Annotated in this window: 15 protein-coding genes; 14 read left to right on the forward strand and 1 reads right to left on the reverse strand. The window is 36.6% G+C overall.

Features of this window, described 5'->3' with window-relative positions:
* Positions 1-453: 453 nt before the first annotated feature.
* From CWR48_RS13215 to CWR48_RS13230, 4 genes are all read left to right on the forward strand, one after another.
* The gene (locus tag CWR48_RS13215; RefSeq protein WP_115773720.1) at positions 454-639 is read left to right on the forward strand and encodes a MerR family transcriptional regulator; all 186 of its coding nucleotides are present in this window, start codon (positions 454-456) and stop codon (positions 637-639) included.
* Positions 636-1,493, forward strand: coding sequence for a CPBP family glutamic-type intramembrane protease (locus tag CWR48_RS13220; RefSeq protein WP_115773721.1), 858 nt, complete (start codon positions 636-638; stop codon positions 1,491-1,493). Before CWR48_RS13215 ends, CWR48_RS13220 begins: the two co-directional genes overlap by 4 nt.
* Positions 1,494-1,681: 188 nt before the next feature.
* Positions 1,682-2,488: a CPBP family intramembrane glutamic endopeptidase gene (locus CWR48_RS13225; protein WP_115773722.1), complete on the forward strand. Its 807-nt coding sequence runs from the start codon at positions 1,682-1,684 to the stop codon at positions 2,486-2,488.
* Between the two features lie 47 nt (positions 2,489-2,535).
* The gene (locus tag CWR48_RS13230; RefSeq protein WP_115773723.1) at positions 2,536-3,936 is read left to right on the forward strand and encodes a right-handed parallel beta-helix repeat-containing protein; all 1,401 of its coding nucleotides are present in this window, start codon (positions 2,536-2,538) and stop codon (positions 3,934-3,936) included.
* Positions 3,937-4,037: 101 nt separating this feature from the next.
* On the opposite strand, the gene CWR48_RS13235 is transcribed toward CWR48_RS13230, so the two are convergent.
* Positions 4,038-4,790 carry an SDR family NAD(P)-dependent oxidoreductase gene (locus tag CWR48_RS13235; RefSeq protein ID WP_115773724.1) on the reverse strand — a complete coding sequence of 251 codons (753 nt, stop codon included), beginning with the start codon at positions 4,788-4,790 and terminating at the stop codon, positions 4,038-4,040.
* A 168-nt stretch (positions 4,791-4,958) separates the two neighbouring features.
* Between CWR48_RS13235 and CWR48_RS13240 the strand changes: the two genes are divergently transcribed.
* The 10 genes from CWR48_RS13240 (at position 4,959) to CWR48_RS20455 (ending at position 15,446) form a co-directional block, all read left to right on the forward strand.
* The gene (locus CWR48_RS13240) at positions 4,959-5,576 is read left to right on the forward strand and encodes a TetR/AcrR family transcriptional regulator (RefSeq protein WP_211316745.1); all 618 of its coding nucleotides are present in this window, start codon (positions 4,959-4,961) and stop codon (positions 5,574-5,576) included.
* A 216-nt stretch (positions 5,577-5,792) separates the two neighbouring features.
* A complete protein-coding gene (locus CWR48_RS13245) occupies positions 5,793-6,137 on the forward strand; it encodes a hypothetical protein (protein ID WP_115773726.1) in 345 nt (114 codons plus the stop codon).
* Positions 6,138-6,274: 137 nt separating this feature from the next.
* Entirely contained in the window at positions 6,275-6,499 is a 225-nt protein-coding gene (locus CWR48_RS13250) for a hypothetical protein (RefSeq protein WP_115773727.1), read from the forward strand.
* A gap of 324 nt (positions 6,500-6,823) precedes the next feature.
* A complete protein-coding gene (locus CWR48_RS13255) occupies positions 6,824-7,897 on the forward strand; it encodes a Wadjet anti-phage system protein JetD domain-containing protein (RefSeq protein ID WP_115773728.1) in 1,074 nt (357 codons plus the stop codon).
* Positions 7,894-9,402 carry a hypothetical protein gene (locus CWR48_RS13260; RefSeq protein WP_115773729.1) on the forward strand — a complete coding sequence of 503 codons (1,509 nt, stop codon included), beginning with the start codon at positions 7,894-7,896 and terminating at the stop codon, positions 9,400-9,402. The genes CWR48_RS13255 and CWR48_RS13260 overlap by 4 nt, the downstream gene beginning before the upstream one ends.
* A complete protein-coding gene (locus tag CWR48_RS13265; protein ID WP_115773730.1) occupies positions 9,399-10,145 on the forward strand; it encodes a DUF6063 family protein in 747 nt (248 codons plus the stop codon). The genes CWR48_RS13260 and CWR48_RS13265 overlap by 4 nt, the downstream gene beginning before the upstream one ends.
* Positions 10,123-14,571, forward strand: a complete 4,449-nt coding sequence (locus CWR48_RS13270; protein ID WP_115773731.1) for a coiled-coil domain-containing protein — start codon at positions 10,123-10,125, stop codon at positions 14,569-14,571. The genes CWR48_RS13265 and CWR48_RS13270 overlap by 23 nt, the downstream gene beginning before the upstream one ends.
* A gap of 193 nt (positions 14,572-14,764) precedes the next feature.
* Complete coding sequence (locus CWR48_RS20450; protein WP_170140764.1) at positions 14,765-14,926, forward strand: hypothetical protein; 162 nt, start codon at positions 14,765-14,767, stop codon at positions 14,924-14,926.
* Entirely contained in the window at positions 14,919-15,104 is a 186-nt protein-coding gene (locus tag CWR48_RS20605) for a hypothetical protein (protein ID WP_211316746.1), read from the forward strand. Before CWR48_RS20450 ends, CWR48_RS20605 begins: the two co-directional genes overlap by 8 nt.
* A gap of 198 nt (positions 15,105-15,302) precedes the next feature.
* Entirely contained in the window at positions 15,303-15,446 is a 144-nt protein-coding gene (locus CWR48_RS20455) for a hypothetical protein (RefSeq protein ID WP_170140765.1), read from the forward strand.
* Positions 15,447-15,452 lie beyond the last annotated feature (6 nt).

Below are 15,452 nucleotides of genomic sequence, written 5' to 3' on the forward strand. Positions count from 1 at the left end.
ACGTAACTCCTTCAATATAGAGTCCGCCATAATGTTTTCTAAAAAAATTGTACTTAAACTATACTGCCACATTACTTTAATTACATTTATTCACAAACTTCCATATTATCATTTCAAACATATCTATAAATTGACTTTACACTGAACTACTTAATTAGGTTAATAATTTCAAGATATACTTAATGCTTTTTATCCCGAATTAACTGGATGCAAGACCCCCATTTCAAAAAAATGAGGAAAATCAAGAATTTTAAGTGGGGGATCAACAGAAAGTCAAAATCCCGATTCTGTTCAACTTCATTCTTACCGGTATTTATATTTTATTAGTTTTCATTAAAGAAATTCCCTTGTTTTATCTTAGGTTAACTGACGATACCTAAAACTTTTCCAATTTACCTATTGAACCGCACGCAACGTGTTGTTTTATACTTGAGTAAATGAAGAGGTGAAGAAATGAAACATATTGGAAAAACGTTAACGAACACCGGGTTAACAGAAAGAACATTGGATTATTATGATGAAAGTGGTTTGATCCAGTTGTCATCAAAGATGAGCAAAGTCCACCGTTTATACACTACGAATGAAATGATGCGGTTAGAACGTGCCTTTATTGCCAAGTTTGAGGGGGAGCTGAAATGAATAGAAGAAATGTGTACTTATTTATTTTCATTATTATTGCACTTGGAAGCGGCTGGATTGGTGTATTGCTTGATTCTATTCTTAAAGAACAGTCAGAGGGAAATTCTTTAGGAATGGGCTTGTGGCTCGTGCTGCCATTTCTTACAGTGATCGTAATTCGATTGATTAGCCGTGATTGGAAGGACATGGGAATAAGGTTCAATTTTAAGGGTAATATCAAGTGGTATGCTTTATCAGTTGTTATTTATCCCTTCGTTACAGTACTAACTGTTGGGCTTGCATTAGTTATAGGTGAAGCAAGTCTATCCAGTGTTGATGTAGACGCCATGTTTTCTCTTGTAGCTGTATCGGTTGCTGGGAATTTTATTAAAAATATATTTGAAGAGTTTAGCTGGAGGGGATATCTAACACCAAAGCTAATCGAGATAAGAGTCAATGACTGGTTAATTTATTTTATTTCTGGCTTGGTTTGGGCATTGTGGCATGCCCCGTATTATATTGTGTTCCTTCCTGACGTAAATTTTGAAACAATTTCAAGACTAGACATGCTATTGTTAGGCTGCGTGCTGATGGTATGTTGGACTATAATGTATGTGGAACTTTACAGGCTTACAAAGTCTGTATGGCCAGCTGTGTTGATGCATGCTGTTGAGGATGGATTTCCTACAGTTTTGGTAATTATAAGTGGATTTGTTACATTTACAAATAAAGGGAACTTTTGGTTAAATCCTATTAGCGGGGCTGTTGCAACCATTCTATTTACTGCTATTGGTCTTTATTTAAGGACGATTAGAATTAAGAAAGAACGCCTTATAAATGGAATGATTGTCGATAAAGACCTTGGATTTGGATAGATAATAGAATTGTAGATTCTGTATCATTGCCACAGGAGGTCCCTTGATTGGAAACTTTGTTAAATAATTCTACTTCTACATCCTTTGAAATTTTCTATTGTGCTTATTACTTTTCCACCGTAAGATTATTGAAACTAAAGCGGTGTTAGATACGTATTGAAAGCAATATATATTCCAGGGGGTAGACTATGTTTGAGCAAATGAAAATTCGTTATTTTGTATTGTTTGGATTTATTGCTTCTATAGTAACCATAATTGTCTCTAGCCTAATATACGGTAGTGAATTCTTGGAAAACGACACTTTATTTACAAATATTCTTTCCTACACCATCTTGGGTGTATTTCCATTTATTTGGTTTGTGCTGCAATTTAAAAAGCAAAACAAAAGTATTTTCGATGTTATTCACTTTAAAAATATTTCACATATGCTCCCAATCGTTATTTTCCTTACAGCAACATTAATTGTATTTTCATTAGGAGCATTTTGGTTGAGTAGTTATTTATTATCCTTTGTTTTTCCTAGTTACGTTGAGTTTCTTTTACAGGATGATTCCTTATTTGCTGGGACTGGCATTTCATTTGTTCTTACCGCTATTTACGTTAGCTTTCTTGGACCAATTGCTGAAGAATACATATTCAGAGGACTATTGCTCAAACGTCTTGGGGCAAAGATTAATATAGTGGCAAGTATTATCATTACAAATATATTGTTTGGAATTCTTCACGCTGATATAATCGGTGCCTTTATGTTTGGATTCATTTTATCCTTAATTTATCTTAAAACGAATAATTTACTTTTACCTATTATCTTCCATATATTAAACAATTCAATTGCTACGTTATTGGCGATTTTTGACCCGCCAACGCCTGATTTCCTAAACTATGTCACCATTACACAAATATATGAGACAGCCATTCCTAATTTGATCATGTTTGTGATTACGATTCCTATTTTATACGTTTTTATTAAAAGGAATTTCCATGTTATATCCTAGTTTCAAGGGACGAACCTGTCCCCGTGGACTCAATAAGGAATGATTTAATGAAAAAAATCTATTTTATTCTCTTAACTGCAGCAATTATCATGATTTTCTTTGTTTCAAAGAATGTATATGATAAGCAAGATCAAACGATTTACGTAGCTATTGACGGAAATAATCAAAATGCTGGTACAAAATCAAAGCCGTTTCGCACACTAGGAAAAGCCGCGTCTGAAGCAAATGCTGGGACTACTGTCTTCATACGAAAAGGAAACTATAATGAAAAGCTTGTCGTTAAACATAGTGGCACCAAATCTAAACCAATTACTTTTAAAGCCTACAATAATGAAAAGGTTGTACTTAGTGGAAAGGAACTAAAGGACGTTGAAGGGGATACATCCTTAGTTACGATAAATAATAAAAACTATGTAACCATTAGCGGACTAATTATCCAGGATTTATCTACTGATTTAACAGATGAAACAGTAATCGGGATTTATGTAACAGGCGAAAGCAACCATATTACATTAGAAAATAACAATGTGCAGCGGATTGAAACCCATGCAGATGATGGAAATGGCCATGGAATCGCTATATACGGAACTGGCACAATGAAAGATATAAATATTTCGAATAATATATTGGAAGATTTAAAACTTGGTTCAAGTGAATCTCTTGTTCTAAATGGAAATATTGACGGTTTTAAAGTGGAAAATAATATTGTGCGCCGAAGTGATAATATTGGGATTGATTTGATTGGTTATGAAGGTATATCTAATGATAAAAAAGTGGATTATGTGAGAAATGGTATCGTAAAAAATAATCAAGTCTATGAAATATCCTCTTACGGCAATCCAGCCTATGGAGAAGATTATTCTGCTGGCGGAATTTATGTGGATGGTGGAAAGAATATAACTATTGAAAAGAATACTATTTACAAAAGTGATATTGGAATTGAAGCAACCTCTGAGCATGATTATAAATACGCTGATAACATTAAGATTATCAACAATAGTATTTATGACAACTATTACACGGGAATTTCGATTGGTGGGTATGATGAAGATCGGGGAGGTACGATTAATTCTACTATCTCTCAAAATATTCTTTATCGAAATGATACGAAGGGGCTGGGCGGGGGGCAACTTTTATTACAACATGATACAAAGAACAATCTAATAGAAAGAAATATGTTAACCGCTGGACCATCAAGGATATTTATCTCCAACTATTTTACAACCAATCAAGAAAATAAACTACAAAGGAATGTATTTCATAAAGAAAAAGGAGAGAAGGGTATTTGGATATGGAAAGCGGAAGAATATACATCTTTTGCTAAATTCAAAAATGCTTCACAAAGCGATGAGAAATCGGGTTATTTAGATCCAGGATATCAAAATGCAAGCAAATATGATTTTAGTTTGAAAAAGGATTCGCCTGCAAAAGAAATAGTGAACGGATAGTTTGAAATAGCATATAAAGTGTGAAAATAATGATGAAGATAAGTTTAATATTAAAATCTAAAAGCTGCAAATTTTGTTTGCAGCTTTTAGTATATCTTTTATTATAATCTCATAGCTCCGTCAATGATGTTCGCAGTACCAGAAATATAGTTTGAATCATCACTTGCTAAGAATAAAGCAAGTTTAGCAACATCAATAGGTTCTCCGACTCTACCAAGAGGGATCATACCAATAACACCCTGCATTGCTTCATCAGTTGTAATTGTATCAGTTAACATTTTGGTAGCAATCGCACCTGGATGAATAGAATTTACACGAATATTATCAGGTCCAAATTGTACAGCAGCTGAACGAGTTAGTGCTTCTACTGCACCTTTACTTGCAGTATATACATTGAAACCGCCAGAGTTATCTATACTAGCCATAGAGCCAATGTTTACAATTGATCCACCACCAGCTTCTTTGATATATGGTGCAACAGTTTTCGTACCAACAAATTGGCTCCAAGCATTAATATTCATACCAAAATTCCAAAAGTCAATATTTGTTTCTTGATAAGGTTTAGTCGCAAGAATACCAGCATTATTAACTAATATATCAATCTTCCCGAATTTTTTAACCGCTTCTTCTACTACTGTTTTCCATTGTTCTTCAGAAGATACATCATGTTTAAGAGCGATTGCACTACCAGGAATTTCTTCATTAATTTTGTTTACAACATTTTGTACATTTTCAAATGCCACATCAGTAGCAATAACTTTTGCTCCTTCTTGTGCAAATATAGTAGCTTCAGCAGCTCCTTGACCAGCACCAGCTCCAGTAACGATTGCAACTTTTCCTTCTAATCTTTTCATTTAATGACCTCCCCAATTGAATTGCTGAAAACATTTGCATTTTGATTCAGCGTTCGATTACAATTTCAGTATAGTAAAATTGTATAATAATAGCCATGTATAGAATATGATAAAATGTTCACTTTTGGACAAAACATCTCAAAATGTATAAAAAAATTGCGAGGGAAAATGATGGTTGAATTTCAGTTCTTAGATAAAAGAGTAAAACGAACAAAGCGGGATTTTTATAATTCATTATTTGAATTACTAAAAGAAAAAAAGTACGAACAAATTACTGTTAAGGATATTATAGACTTTGCAGGATATAGTAGAGGTACGTTCTATACGCATTATAAGCAGAAAGATGATTTATTAAATGAAATCATTCATTCTCTTTTTAAGGAAGCTAGTAAGGCACAGCGAAGTTCCTATATTAATGAGCGTTTGATCAATGTTCAAACATTAGGGAACGAGCCTATTTTTATTCTTAGACACTTTAAACAATATGGTGAATATTACAAAATCCTTTTGGGAGAAAATATTCAGATAGACTTTCACCATAAATTAACAAATATGTTTGTTAATTTATATTTAGAAGATTTTGATATGGAACACCCACCTGATAGTAATATAGATCAGAATTTATTAAATAAATATTATGCATATGGATTAATTGGACTTATCTTGGATTGGGTTAATGCTGATTTTCCTATAGAACCAGAAGAGTTCTCTAAAGAGTTGATAAAGATATTTAAATTTTCCCTTGGAACAATTCAAATTAATAGGAAAAATTACACTGATAACTAATTATTTTTCTATTAAAAGTATTATCTTTGATTTTTAACCATATACTCTTTCTTCAAGAATTTTAATTTAGGGGTCTGTTCCTTGACCCAATTCATTTTTGGGATACTGTCGGACGATGAACCTGTCCCCGTGGACCTTGCCTTTTTTATTTTTAACGAAAAAATAAAGAAATATAGCGATAGCAGCAGAAATAGAATAGAAAAGGGAGGGGAAAATATGGTCAAAAAAATTTATATTTATCTCGTATTGTTTGCAACATTGATGATGGTTATTGGCGGAAGCATCTCGACTTTTTCAGCAATCGCAAGCATCGTTGCACCAGCAGGATATTATATGAGTTATCCTGAGTATGTGCAGGTTTATCACACGAATTACGGAGAGACAAAAGAAGTAATAAAAACGAAAGAAGAACTTCAAGAGGAATATGACATGTACATTATCAAAGAAAAAGAAACTGAAAAGACACAAAACATTAACCGATTATTACAAAGTCTTGGATGGGTTTTAGTTCCGCTTCCGATTTTTATCTTCACTAGTCGTCATTTAAAGAAAAAAGAGTGAAATCAAAAATCCTTGTCACTGAGAAATATGCGTTGATACTATTGGGTAAAGTTACAATGAACGGAGAGATCCTGCGAAATATGTGCCATTATAATTCCGGATGAAACAATAAATAAGACGGGAGTAAGAGTAAGCACATGGATTTTCTAGGGTTACGTAAGCATGCGGAAGACCAGAAAAATGAATGGTCAGAAATTAAACCGAAATTAAAAGGATTAAAACAATTTTGGAAAGACGCATCAAATAAATCGCCAAGTTTACGTGAAGGCTGGAGACAAACAGCTGCCGAGATTAAAGAGAACTGGCAGAAGGGTCCTACGTTGGAAGAACATCTAACTAAGATAATAAATAGTAGAAATTAGGGTATCCATTATGGGCGCTTCTTTTTTTTGCCTAAAATCCGATGAATAGTGTTGCTAGAGCGACCTACAAGGGAATTACTTTTCGGTTGGGGATAACCTAAGGATAGAAACAGTTCGAGCACATGCCGTGACACTTTATAACATATGGACGAGAGTTAACATGGTCCTATTGTTCCATCCGTAGCCTGCAGCTGAAACAACAGCTAATAAAGTGGAACAAAGTTTACACCTCTTTGTCAATTTATCAAAAACTTCCATTTCCCCACGATTTGCTATTTGGTTTATAATATAAGGATGGCCCATGATTGCATAAAGATTAAGTAGGTGAGTACAATCGATTTGATAGAAACACGGGTGCGCGGCTTTATTGCAGATATTCAACACCCGAAACAAAGAAAGAAGATTAATGTAAATGATTTAGAGCTTCAATTACGGAAGCTATTGGATAATTATTTTGAAATGAATGGGTATCAATTGTTTTATGAAGTGATTGGAAAATTGCAGGAGGAAGGTGTACTTTCTCTGATTGAAAATAAACAATACAATGGCAAGTCACCGACTCTACCTCTGTATTACTGGGTGAATATCAAAGCGGGGGAAATGAAGTGGGATCGGCTGAAGATGATGAGGCTAAGTGACAAGTTTGATTTTTCCTATTATGAGCACCACCCTGAATTTCAAACAGAAGAAGAATGGGAAAGAATCGATAATTTATATACATTTTTGCAAACTGCTGAGGAACGGGAAGTTGTGTCCGTTGAAGAAAGAAGTCTGGAACTCTTCGGACATGAAAAATTCTTGCAAGATAGCGAACTTTATCCAGAAGGAAAAAGCTTTTTAAATCGAATCGGCATTCCAGAAGAGAAATTAAAAATGGTGAAACATGGCGAGCCGTTTGTATTTTGGATGAAACAAGGAAAAGAAATTAAAGATGTTCAGCGCGTTCTGATTGTGGAAAATCTAGCATTCTTCCATACTTCGATTAAGCTATTGGAAGCTGAGGTGCTTGATTATGAGCCAGAACTCATTATTTATGGAGAAGGAACGAAAATCGAACGAAGCTTTTCTTTTTTCTTTCAGATGTTTCCTCCGAAAAACTATCTAATTTATTACGCTGGAGATCTGGATGCGGAAGGTTATGGGATTCTCATTCGGTTAATGGAGAAGTTTCCGGATACAAGTATACAGCCAGCATTAAAAACTTATCGGAAAATGCTTAAGTTTATGGAACAAAGAAATGACCAAAAGCGCGGACAAACACAAAACACGGCATACCGCGATGCTTTCTTCCAGTGGTTTACGGAAGAGGAGCAGCAGTTATTACAACAATTATGGCAAGAAAATAAACGAATACCCCAAGAGGTATTAACAATTGAAACATGGAGGAGCTTAATGTGAACGAATCATGGGAAGGATTTGCAGGGCGGATGCAACGACTCAATCCGCTATTTGAGCTAGGGCGAGGAATGGAAGTGGGCGAGTTAAAACCCTATCTCCAAACCATCCTAATGCAAGTACTCCTGAACATCTTTTACCTGGAGTTAAATGATGATGACCATCGGCGTAAATCCGATATTAAATATATGGTAGAAGATACAATGAAGCAAATGAAGTTACTCGCAGATGAGAAGCAAATTGAACGGATTACGAGCGGGCTATTATATTCAGGAAAAGAAGAATACAGTCAACCATTTGAGGCTAACTATTATGATGAAGTAAGACAATCATGGGAGACGCAAGTGTTCCGTTATGTGACGATGGATGAGCTATATACGAATTTAGAAATTGGTAGTTCCATCGTTTATAAGCTGACGGATGTTGCACAGGAAATGATTTTTATGAGTCGGGAAATGGCAGAGGAGTTTTCTATTACAATTGAACAGCTCTATAGTATCCAGCTAATTAAAAACGGTAATTTTCGCAAAGCGACAAGAAACCTCGATCACCTCATTTCACGGGTAAACCGCTTAATGGCCAATGAATTCTCCTTTCAACAGGAAATGATTAATAATCCCAAAATCCTTTTAATAGAAGCAGAAAGGCAAAGAGCTGATAATCGGGTTGAAATTGAAAAGCAATTTGAAGAAGAAAAGAATCACTTCCGGACGATTACGAGTATGATTGAAAAAACAAAACGGCAAAATGCAGAGGATGATTTCATTCATCGGGAATTAGTTCTGCTACAGGAAAAGATCGGCCATTCTCGTCAATTGCATGATCGATTTGCAAAACTTGTTATTCAAAATATCTCGTACGAAATTAAATTAAAGGCGGAAAATCCCTCCTTGTTTTGGGAAAACAGTTTGGTCTCATTCAGGGAACATATTTATGAGAATTGGTTTTTGAAAGAAGGCGTACAGTCGTTTACTGCAGTAGAAACCATCCTTTCACCGTTATTTTCACCGAAAAATGAGTTTGTTTTGCCACTAGATTGGATTTGGGGCGAGCAGGAATTCAATGAAAAGGAAGAAATTGAAGCGGTTGTTGAAGATGAGGAGAAAGAACGTCTTGTCTATCAGCGCATTACGAACTGGGATTCGGTGGTTAAGGCATGGAGCTATGTATTCCAATATTTACAAACACATCAAGAGTTTTCCTTAAGCCATTTAAAGGAACTGCCACTTGAGGTACAGGATTTATGGTTTGAGGAATCAGAAACGATCGATTTATGGATGATGTTTGATAAAAAGCCGCTGAAGGTGCAAGTGCTTCATCGGAAGGAAGAGACCATTAATGATGAACGGGAGATCCTGCTGTATAAACTGATGCAGGAATATCCACAATTTGGGCAGTTTGAAGGCTTAAAGATTTATACAGAATTTGATCATCGTGCCGAGCCTTTCCTCTGGTATGATATGAAAATCACACCGTTCAAGATTTGTATAGAGGAGGAGATTCGATGAACGCAGAAATTATCAAAAAAGCTTCAGCAGTCTACTTTTCATTATTAAAAGAAAAAGTGATTGACGAAACGAGTGAACATTTTCAGGACTATTTTGAACCTGAAGTAAGACAGACTGTCCTGTTAATGGCGGATGAATCGGGGACCTATATCATTGAAGCCCCGAAACGGATACATATAGTGGTTCAGCCAACGGGTTCTGTATTTGCAACCAATTTTACACATATGCGGGACAAGCATAAGCAGGTTGAAACGAAAAAACACTTTCATTTGATGAGTGTGGTGTTAATGTCATTTTTGGCAAGTATCGATCAGAATCAGGCTGCTAAGGTTCGAGCGAAGCGGGAGGGGATTAGCTACTATTCTCTTGAACGACAAGTGAATGACCTAATGATGAATTGGAATAATATCCTAAAAACGGATCCGAACTTTGGTACCGAAGAACGAATTGATATGAAGGATGTTGTTACAACTTGGAAGTATATGGAGGTCGACAGAGAAGATTTCGGTTTAAAAAAAGCGAATAAACGGACACGAATCGGTCTGATTGCTAGTAGCATGCGACTACTCGAAACGGAAGGTCTTGTTGTCATACTCGACAAGGATGATATTCCTAAGGCGATTCCGAAACAAGAACTGTTTGAGCGGATTGAATACTTATATCACGATTACGATCGTTATGAATTTATGAAGAAACTAGTGACACAAAAGGAGGATGGGCATGCCGAAGATACACAAGATTAGAATTGTTGGCCTGAAATATGATGGCATGCAAAAACAATATAGGGATACGACGTTCAATTTTCACAATGAAGAGACGTCCGTTAACGCGCTGATCTCGATGATGAATGGAGGCGGAAAAGGGGTATTCCTGCAAGCCATCTTCCAAATCGTTAAACCAGGTACATCATGGGGGAAGCAAAACAATCGGTATTATCAGCAGTTCTTCTTTAATCAAAAGGAGCAGTTCATTCCGTATACCTTTCATGTCTTGATTCAATGGGAATTAGATGGTGCGGACCATCATCACCTTATCACAGGTGGAATGTTCTCAGCGGAACAGCGGATTTCAATGAATGAGGAAGCGGGAACTGAAAATAAAACCCTGGAACAAGAAGCCAAGATCATCCCCAATATTACTTTTTACACACGGGAGTTTGGGACAAAAGAAGAAGCAGCCCTCGAGCATATCCCTCTTTATGAAGATGGTGAGGTTGCAGAAAATGAGAGCTTGAAAGATTACTTGAGATGGAATGGTTTTGATGTGTATAAGGATACGAAGAAGCATTATCGTATTCTGGATACATACGCGATTAACCGGAAAGACTGGGATATTTTAAAAGACATTAATAAAGATGAGGGTGGCGTAGGGAAATACTTCGAGGGAGCCGAAGACGATCATTCCCTCTTTCAAAAGCGGATTATTCCTACGATTAGTCAGGTATTACATCGAACGGAACATCAAAAGAATGATTTAGTCGAAATTTTTAAAAGTCAAGCCAGTATCGCAAAAGATTTGCCGGTGTTGCTAAAACGAGAACAAGCCCATAAGGAATTCCTGGAAGATATTGTTCCGTTTGAAGAACATTTGGCTAAAGGAATCGAACATAAAGACATTGTTCAGGGCAGTATGAAGGAAGGCAGACAACTCCTCGGTGCTTTAGAACATTTGAAGGGCCAAGAGGAAGAAATGCTCCTTTCTATGGAGAAAGAGATGGGGGAATCACTCGGTAATTTAGAAGATTTACGTTATCAAAAAGACAATTTAGCTTTTGCATTGGCCCATCGTGAGGTATCAGACTGGGAAAAGAAATTGGCTGAAGAAAAGAAGAAACATTTATTCTTACAAGAGGCCGCGGGGAAAAAGCAGGAATCCAAAGACCAACTGGCGTTTCAACTTATATTAAAAGAGTGGAGTGAAGTTGATCAAACGATACGCTTGCTTTCGGGGGCCATTGCGAAGCTGGAAGAAAACAGTGGGTTAGAAGAAGTCAATCAAAAAATGGCTGAAATTAAGGAAGAAGCTGCGAAACAATGGGCTAAAGATTTTGAAGCTATCCAACAGACTGTTCAGCAGTATTTCGGCTATCAGAAGCATCTGAAAAAGAAAGCAACAGAACTTGCTAAACAGGATAAACAAAAGACTGGAGAAATTGCCAGAATTAGTACAGAAATGGATAACCTATATACCGAAATACATAAGCATGAATCGAAGGAAGCGGCTTTTACGGAAGAGTTCGGTGACAGACTGATGTATGATTTATCAGGATTGATCGATCACTTTTCAAATCAAATCGTAGAGAAACAGGCAAGGTTAGAAGAAATCAAAGAAAAAAATCTTGCCACGAGTGAACGACAAAACCAACTCGCTTCCGGGCAAGGGACATTGACCCAATCGATTCAGTTTTCTGAAGAAAAATGTGAAAAGTTGACCATTTCGAATGAAGTTCAAAGAGAAAAAGAAGTAAGACTTGCGTCTAAGCTTCATGGTTTACTAGATTCAGTGGTAGAGCCATTTACCAATGCGCATTTGTCCAAATATGCCCTCCAGATTGAAGACCTATTGAAGCATACCCTTGAACAAGCGGAAGGTATGAAAAAGAAATTATGGGAGGTTCAGCTGGATTATTCCTTAAATGATGAACCTTTCTGGATTGCCAATAAAGATGTGAAAGAACTTAAGGAATGGATTGATGAGAAGACGGGGATTGATGTCTTTTATGGCAGTCAATTTCTGCAGTCCCTAAGTTCAGAGGAACTGGCGAATCATTTGGTGACCTATCCACTTCTTCCATATGGTTTAGTTGTCAGCGGGCAACAATGGGAAAAGATTAACCAGCAAATGCTTAGGGGTCGTATGTTTAATAGTCCGGTGCCGATTTTCCTACGAGAGGAGATGATGGCGGGTTCCGGTCACGCATCGTTTGTCATTTTGAACGGAACCGAAAAAGAGCTGTTAACAGATAAACACCAATTTACCAAATGGAAAATCCAAATCGCGAAATCGATTGAAGAGAAGAAAAATACGCTAAGCGAATTGGAAAAAACGGAAAAAGCCTATCGTCGCATTTTAAAGGAAATCGATCGCTTTGTTTCGGGTGAGCTTTCGAGTGATATTGAAAAGACATTGAATGCGGAGCGGGATGCCCTGCTTTCAAAGCAAACCCAATTGCAAGAGATTATCACCAAGCAAGTAAATGAAAAGGAAATCCAACTGCAGCTTAAAGAAGATTTGGAAAAAAACCAACAGAAAATTGAAAAGTTGTCTTCTAATATTGATCGATTAGAAGCGTTTGCAGATGAGAAGGAGCTTTATCAAGAAAATAAACGGGTAAAACTAGAGAAAGAGAAACAAAAGGAAGCTAGCCTTAAAGATCAAGAAGAGCTTAGTCAAGCGCATGATGAATCCGTTGAGCTGCAAAGCAAGTGGAATCAAACATATGTAGAATGGAAGCTTTCGGCTGAGCAATCAATAAAGAAGATTGCCTTCTTTATTGAAGAAGCTGCTTTTCCAAATGATAAAACAGGTGAATTATCGGAAGAGGTAGCCTCATTATCGTCACATATTTTAGAAGAAATCATGGGTAGTATCGAGGCGTTAAGAAACTTGCAAAAATCAAAAGAAGAACAAGCACAAGAACTACTCATCAAGCAGACCGAAAAAGCAGGCGAACAGAAGCAACAAAAGAAACTCGAGAAGAAATTGAACTTGCTAAACGAGGAGTGGAAGGACGCTCTCGTTCCGGACGAGCCAATCTCTATTTTAGAGAATATGCTACAGACGGCAAACAAGGATTGGAAGGCAGCAGAAAAAGAAGAACGGGAGCAAGGAACGGCAGTCACTGTCGCAGAAACGTCGGTTCAACACGCGATTGTTCAGCGAGACAAGTCTGAGAAAAAGCTAGCGAAGTATGAAAAACAGCCTGAAGCCTGGGAAAACTTGGACTTGGAAGTGAAAGCTGTTGAAATTAATGACCAAACGAAGAAAACGAAGGCAGATATTAAGAATACGGAGAAACGCCAGAAGGAAGCAGAAGCGAATATAACCGGTTATGAGGGCGATATGTTGACGCTCTCGGTTATTTTGAAGGAAGAAGCGGCTGCCTTCACGGAAGAAGATGTCGAAAAAATTAATAGTCAAGGAAAGTCCTGTATTCTTAACTGGTGTGAGCAGCATCAAGCCTTAGAGGAAGAAGGCCTAGAGAAGCATGCGAAGATTGAACAATCACTAAGAAATGTAAAACTGACGATCGAGGGCAAGGATTGGGAAATTCGTTTTAAAAATGAAGTGTTGACCACATTGGATCATTTGGATACAAGACATTATGACCACATTCAAAGCGTCGTGAAAAATATGAAACGCTTCTCACAAAGTGGGTTGGAACAATTAGAACGGGACAAGGAAAGAGCGGAAAAGGCACAAAATTTCTGGGCTAGTCGTGCTAGCATGAAAGTGATGAGTATTTCCGAATCGGTTCGTTCAATGATTGCGAAAATGAAGTTGAAAAATGAACGAGGCACATTCCCACTTGTCCAGCTTAAAGAGGATATATTACCGAAGAAGGCCGAAGAGATCGAGCCATTGTTAAGACAGCATTTCGTCTCAAGCATCAATCAAATCACGAAGCAGTTTGATTTAATTGACGATAATAATCACGCCCTAGATCAAGAAATCAAACAACTCGTTAGCGATGAGAAAATCTTATTTGTGTCACTCAGAAATCGTTATCCAGAGCTTCTTGTCTATAACATGCGAACGGATAATGCGTTTATGTATGGAAAACCACAACGGGAGCATTATTCTACATGGCAAACAATTAATCAAGGTTCAAAGACGAAATCTGATGGAAGCGGGGGGCAAAAGCTATCTGCTCGCATGGTAATGATGATGATGTTACTATCAGTGAAAAATGAAACAGATCAAAGTTGGGTGCCATTAGTTGTGGACAATCCATTCGGTCAAGCAGCGTCTGCACATGTTCTTGATCCAATCTTCGCTGTTGCAGAAAAACTGAAGTTCCAATTCATCATCGTTACGCCGCCAGAATTGGTCAAAACAGAAATTAGCCAACGATTTGAAGCCTATTATAAACTCGATTTCATTCGAGAAAAAGGGAAAGAAATTATCTCAGACACGATTGTACCAGCATTTCGGATACACCAAGGTTAGAGAGACGGGCCGTGGGGACAGGTTCCTTGACCCAATTAGTTTTTAGGTTAACTGCGGGACGATGGACCTGTTTCCTTGGATCTTTCTGATGTGACCCCAAGTTTTTTGAATGTTTTAGGCATTGTTTTATTAATAACTATATCTATAGTATAATTGTTTAATATAAATATATATTAAATGAGGTTATTATAAGATGACCGCTGATGAGATAGTGAAAGCAATTGAAGAAATGGAAAATGGAGAACGCATAAAGTTACTTAATAGGTTATTTGATAATTATTTTGACAGTAGGCCTCCAAAAGAGCAAATTATTAGAGAAAAGGAAGAAATCTTTTGGGGTAAAGAAGATGATTAAAACAGGTAAGCGCGGAGAGGTATGGACTGTTGAATTAAATGGAAAAAGAAGACCAGTTGTTATTGTAAGCAATAATAATGTAGTTGTAGAATTAGATCACTTAATTGCAACAGAAAGAGACGAGACAGGATTAATAACGCCTGTCTCTTTTTTATGTCATATTTCAACTTCAATCTAAATCTAGGAATGAATGAGTTTATTAATAATATCTTAAATCCATCAAAAATTAATACATTTTTTCTATTGACTAAACGTTCATTCAATAATAAAATAATACTGAAAATTCATTTAAATCAATAAGGATTGCATTTGATTTCTATTTAGAAATCACTGGCAATGGGCATCCTGTTGTTCTTATCCATAGAGGAGGAGCTTATTGTTAACACCACTTTTATCTAAGAATTGTTTCCGTAAGGTTTCAAACATCCATTTTATCGAAATGCAAAATGCTGATCATATGTTTCTGCTTACACATTCTGAAGATTTATATCAAGAAATCATTTCATTTATGGAGGTGTAAAGTTAA

The organism is Oceanobacillus arenosus, assembly GCF_003369575.1.
Taxonomy (GTDB): Bacteria; Bacillota; Bacilli; order Bacillales; family Amphibacillaceae; genus Oceanobacillus; species Oceanobacillus arenosus.

What these genes read in the sequence shown, in the direction of transcription:
- CWR48_RS13215 (WP_115773720.1), top strand. Translation starts at nt 454, where the DNA reads ATGAAACATATTGGAAAAACGTTAACGAACACCGGGTTAACAGAAAGA.
- CWR48_RS13220 (WP_115773721.1), top strand. Translation starts at nt 636, where the DNA reads ATGAATAGAAGAAATGTGTACTTATTTATTTTCATTATTATTGCACTT.
- CWR48_RS13225 (WP_115773722.1), top strand. Translation starts at nt 1,682, where the DNA reads ATGTTTGAGCAAATGAAAATTCGTTATTTTGTATTGTTTGGATTTATT.
- CWR48_RS13230 (WP_115773723.1), top strand. Translation starts at nt 2,536, where the DNA reads ATGAAAAAAATCTATTTTATTCTCTTAACTGCAGCAATTATCATGATT.
- CWR48_RS13235 (WP_115773724.1), bottom strand. Translation starts at nt 4,790, where the DNA reads ATGAAAAGATTAGAAGGAAAAGTTGCAATCGTTACTGGAGCTGGTGCT.
- CWR48_RS13240 (WP_211316745.1), top strand. Translation starts at nt 4,959, where the DNA reads ATGATGGTTGAATTTCAGTTCTTAGATAAAAGAGTAAAACGAACAAAG.
- CWR48_RS13245 (WP_115773726.1), top strand. Translation starts at nt 5,793, where the DNA reads ATGGTCAAAAAAATTTATATTTATCTCGTATTGTTTGCAACATTGATG.
- CWR48_RS13250 (WP_115773727.1), top strand. Translation starts at nt 6,275, where the DNA reads ATGGATTTTCTAGGGTTACGTAAGCATGCGGAAGACCAGAAAAATGAA.
- CWR48_RS13265 (WP_115773730.1), top strand. Translation starts at nt 9,399, where the DNA reads ATGAACGCAGAAATTATCAAAAAAGCTTCAGCAGTCTACTTTTCATTA.
- CWR48_RS13270 (WP_115773731.1), top strand. Translation starts at nt 10,123, where the DNA reads ATGCCGAAGATACACAAGATTAGAATTGTTGGCCTGAAATATGATGGC.
- CWR48_RS20450 (WP_170140764.1), top strand. Translation starts at nt 14,765, where the DNA reads ATGACCGCTGATGAGATAGTGAAAGCAATTGAAGAAATGGAAAATGGA.
- CWR48_RS20605 (WP_211316746.1), top strand. Translation starts at nt 14,919, where the DNA reads ATGATTAAAACAGGTAAGCGCGGAGAGGTATGGACTGTTGAATTAAAT.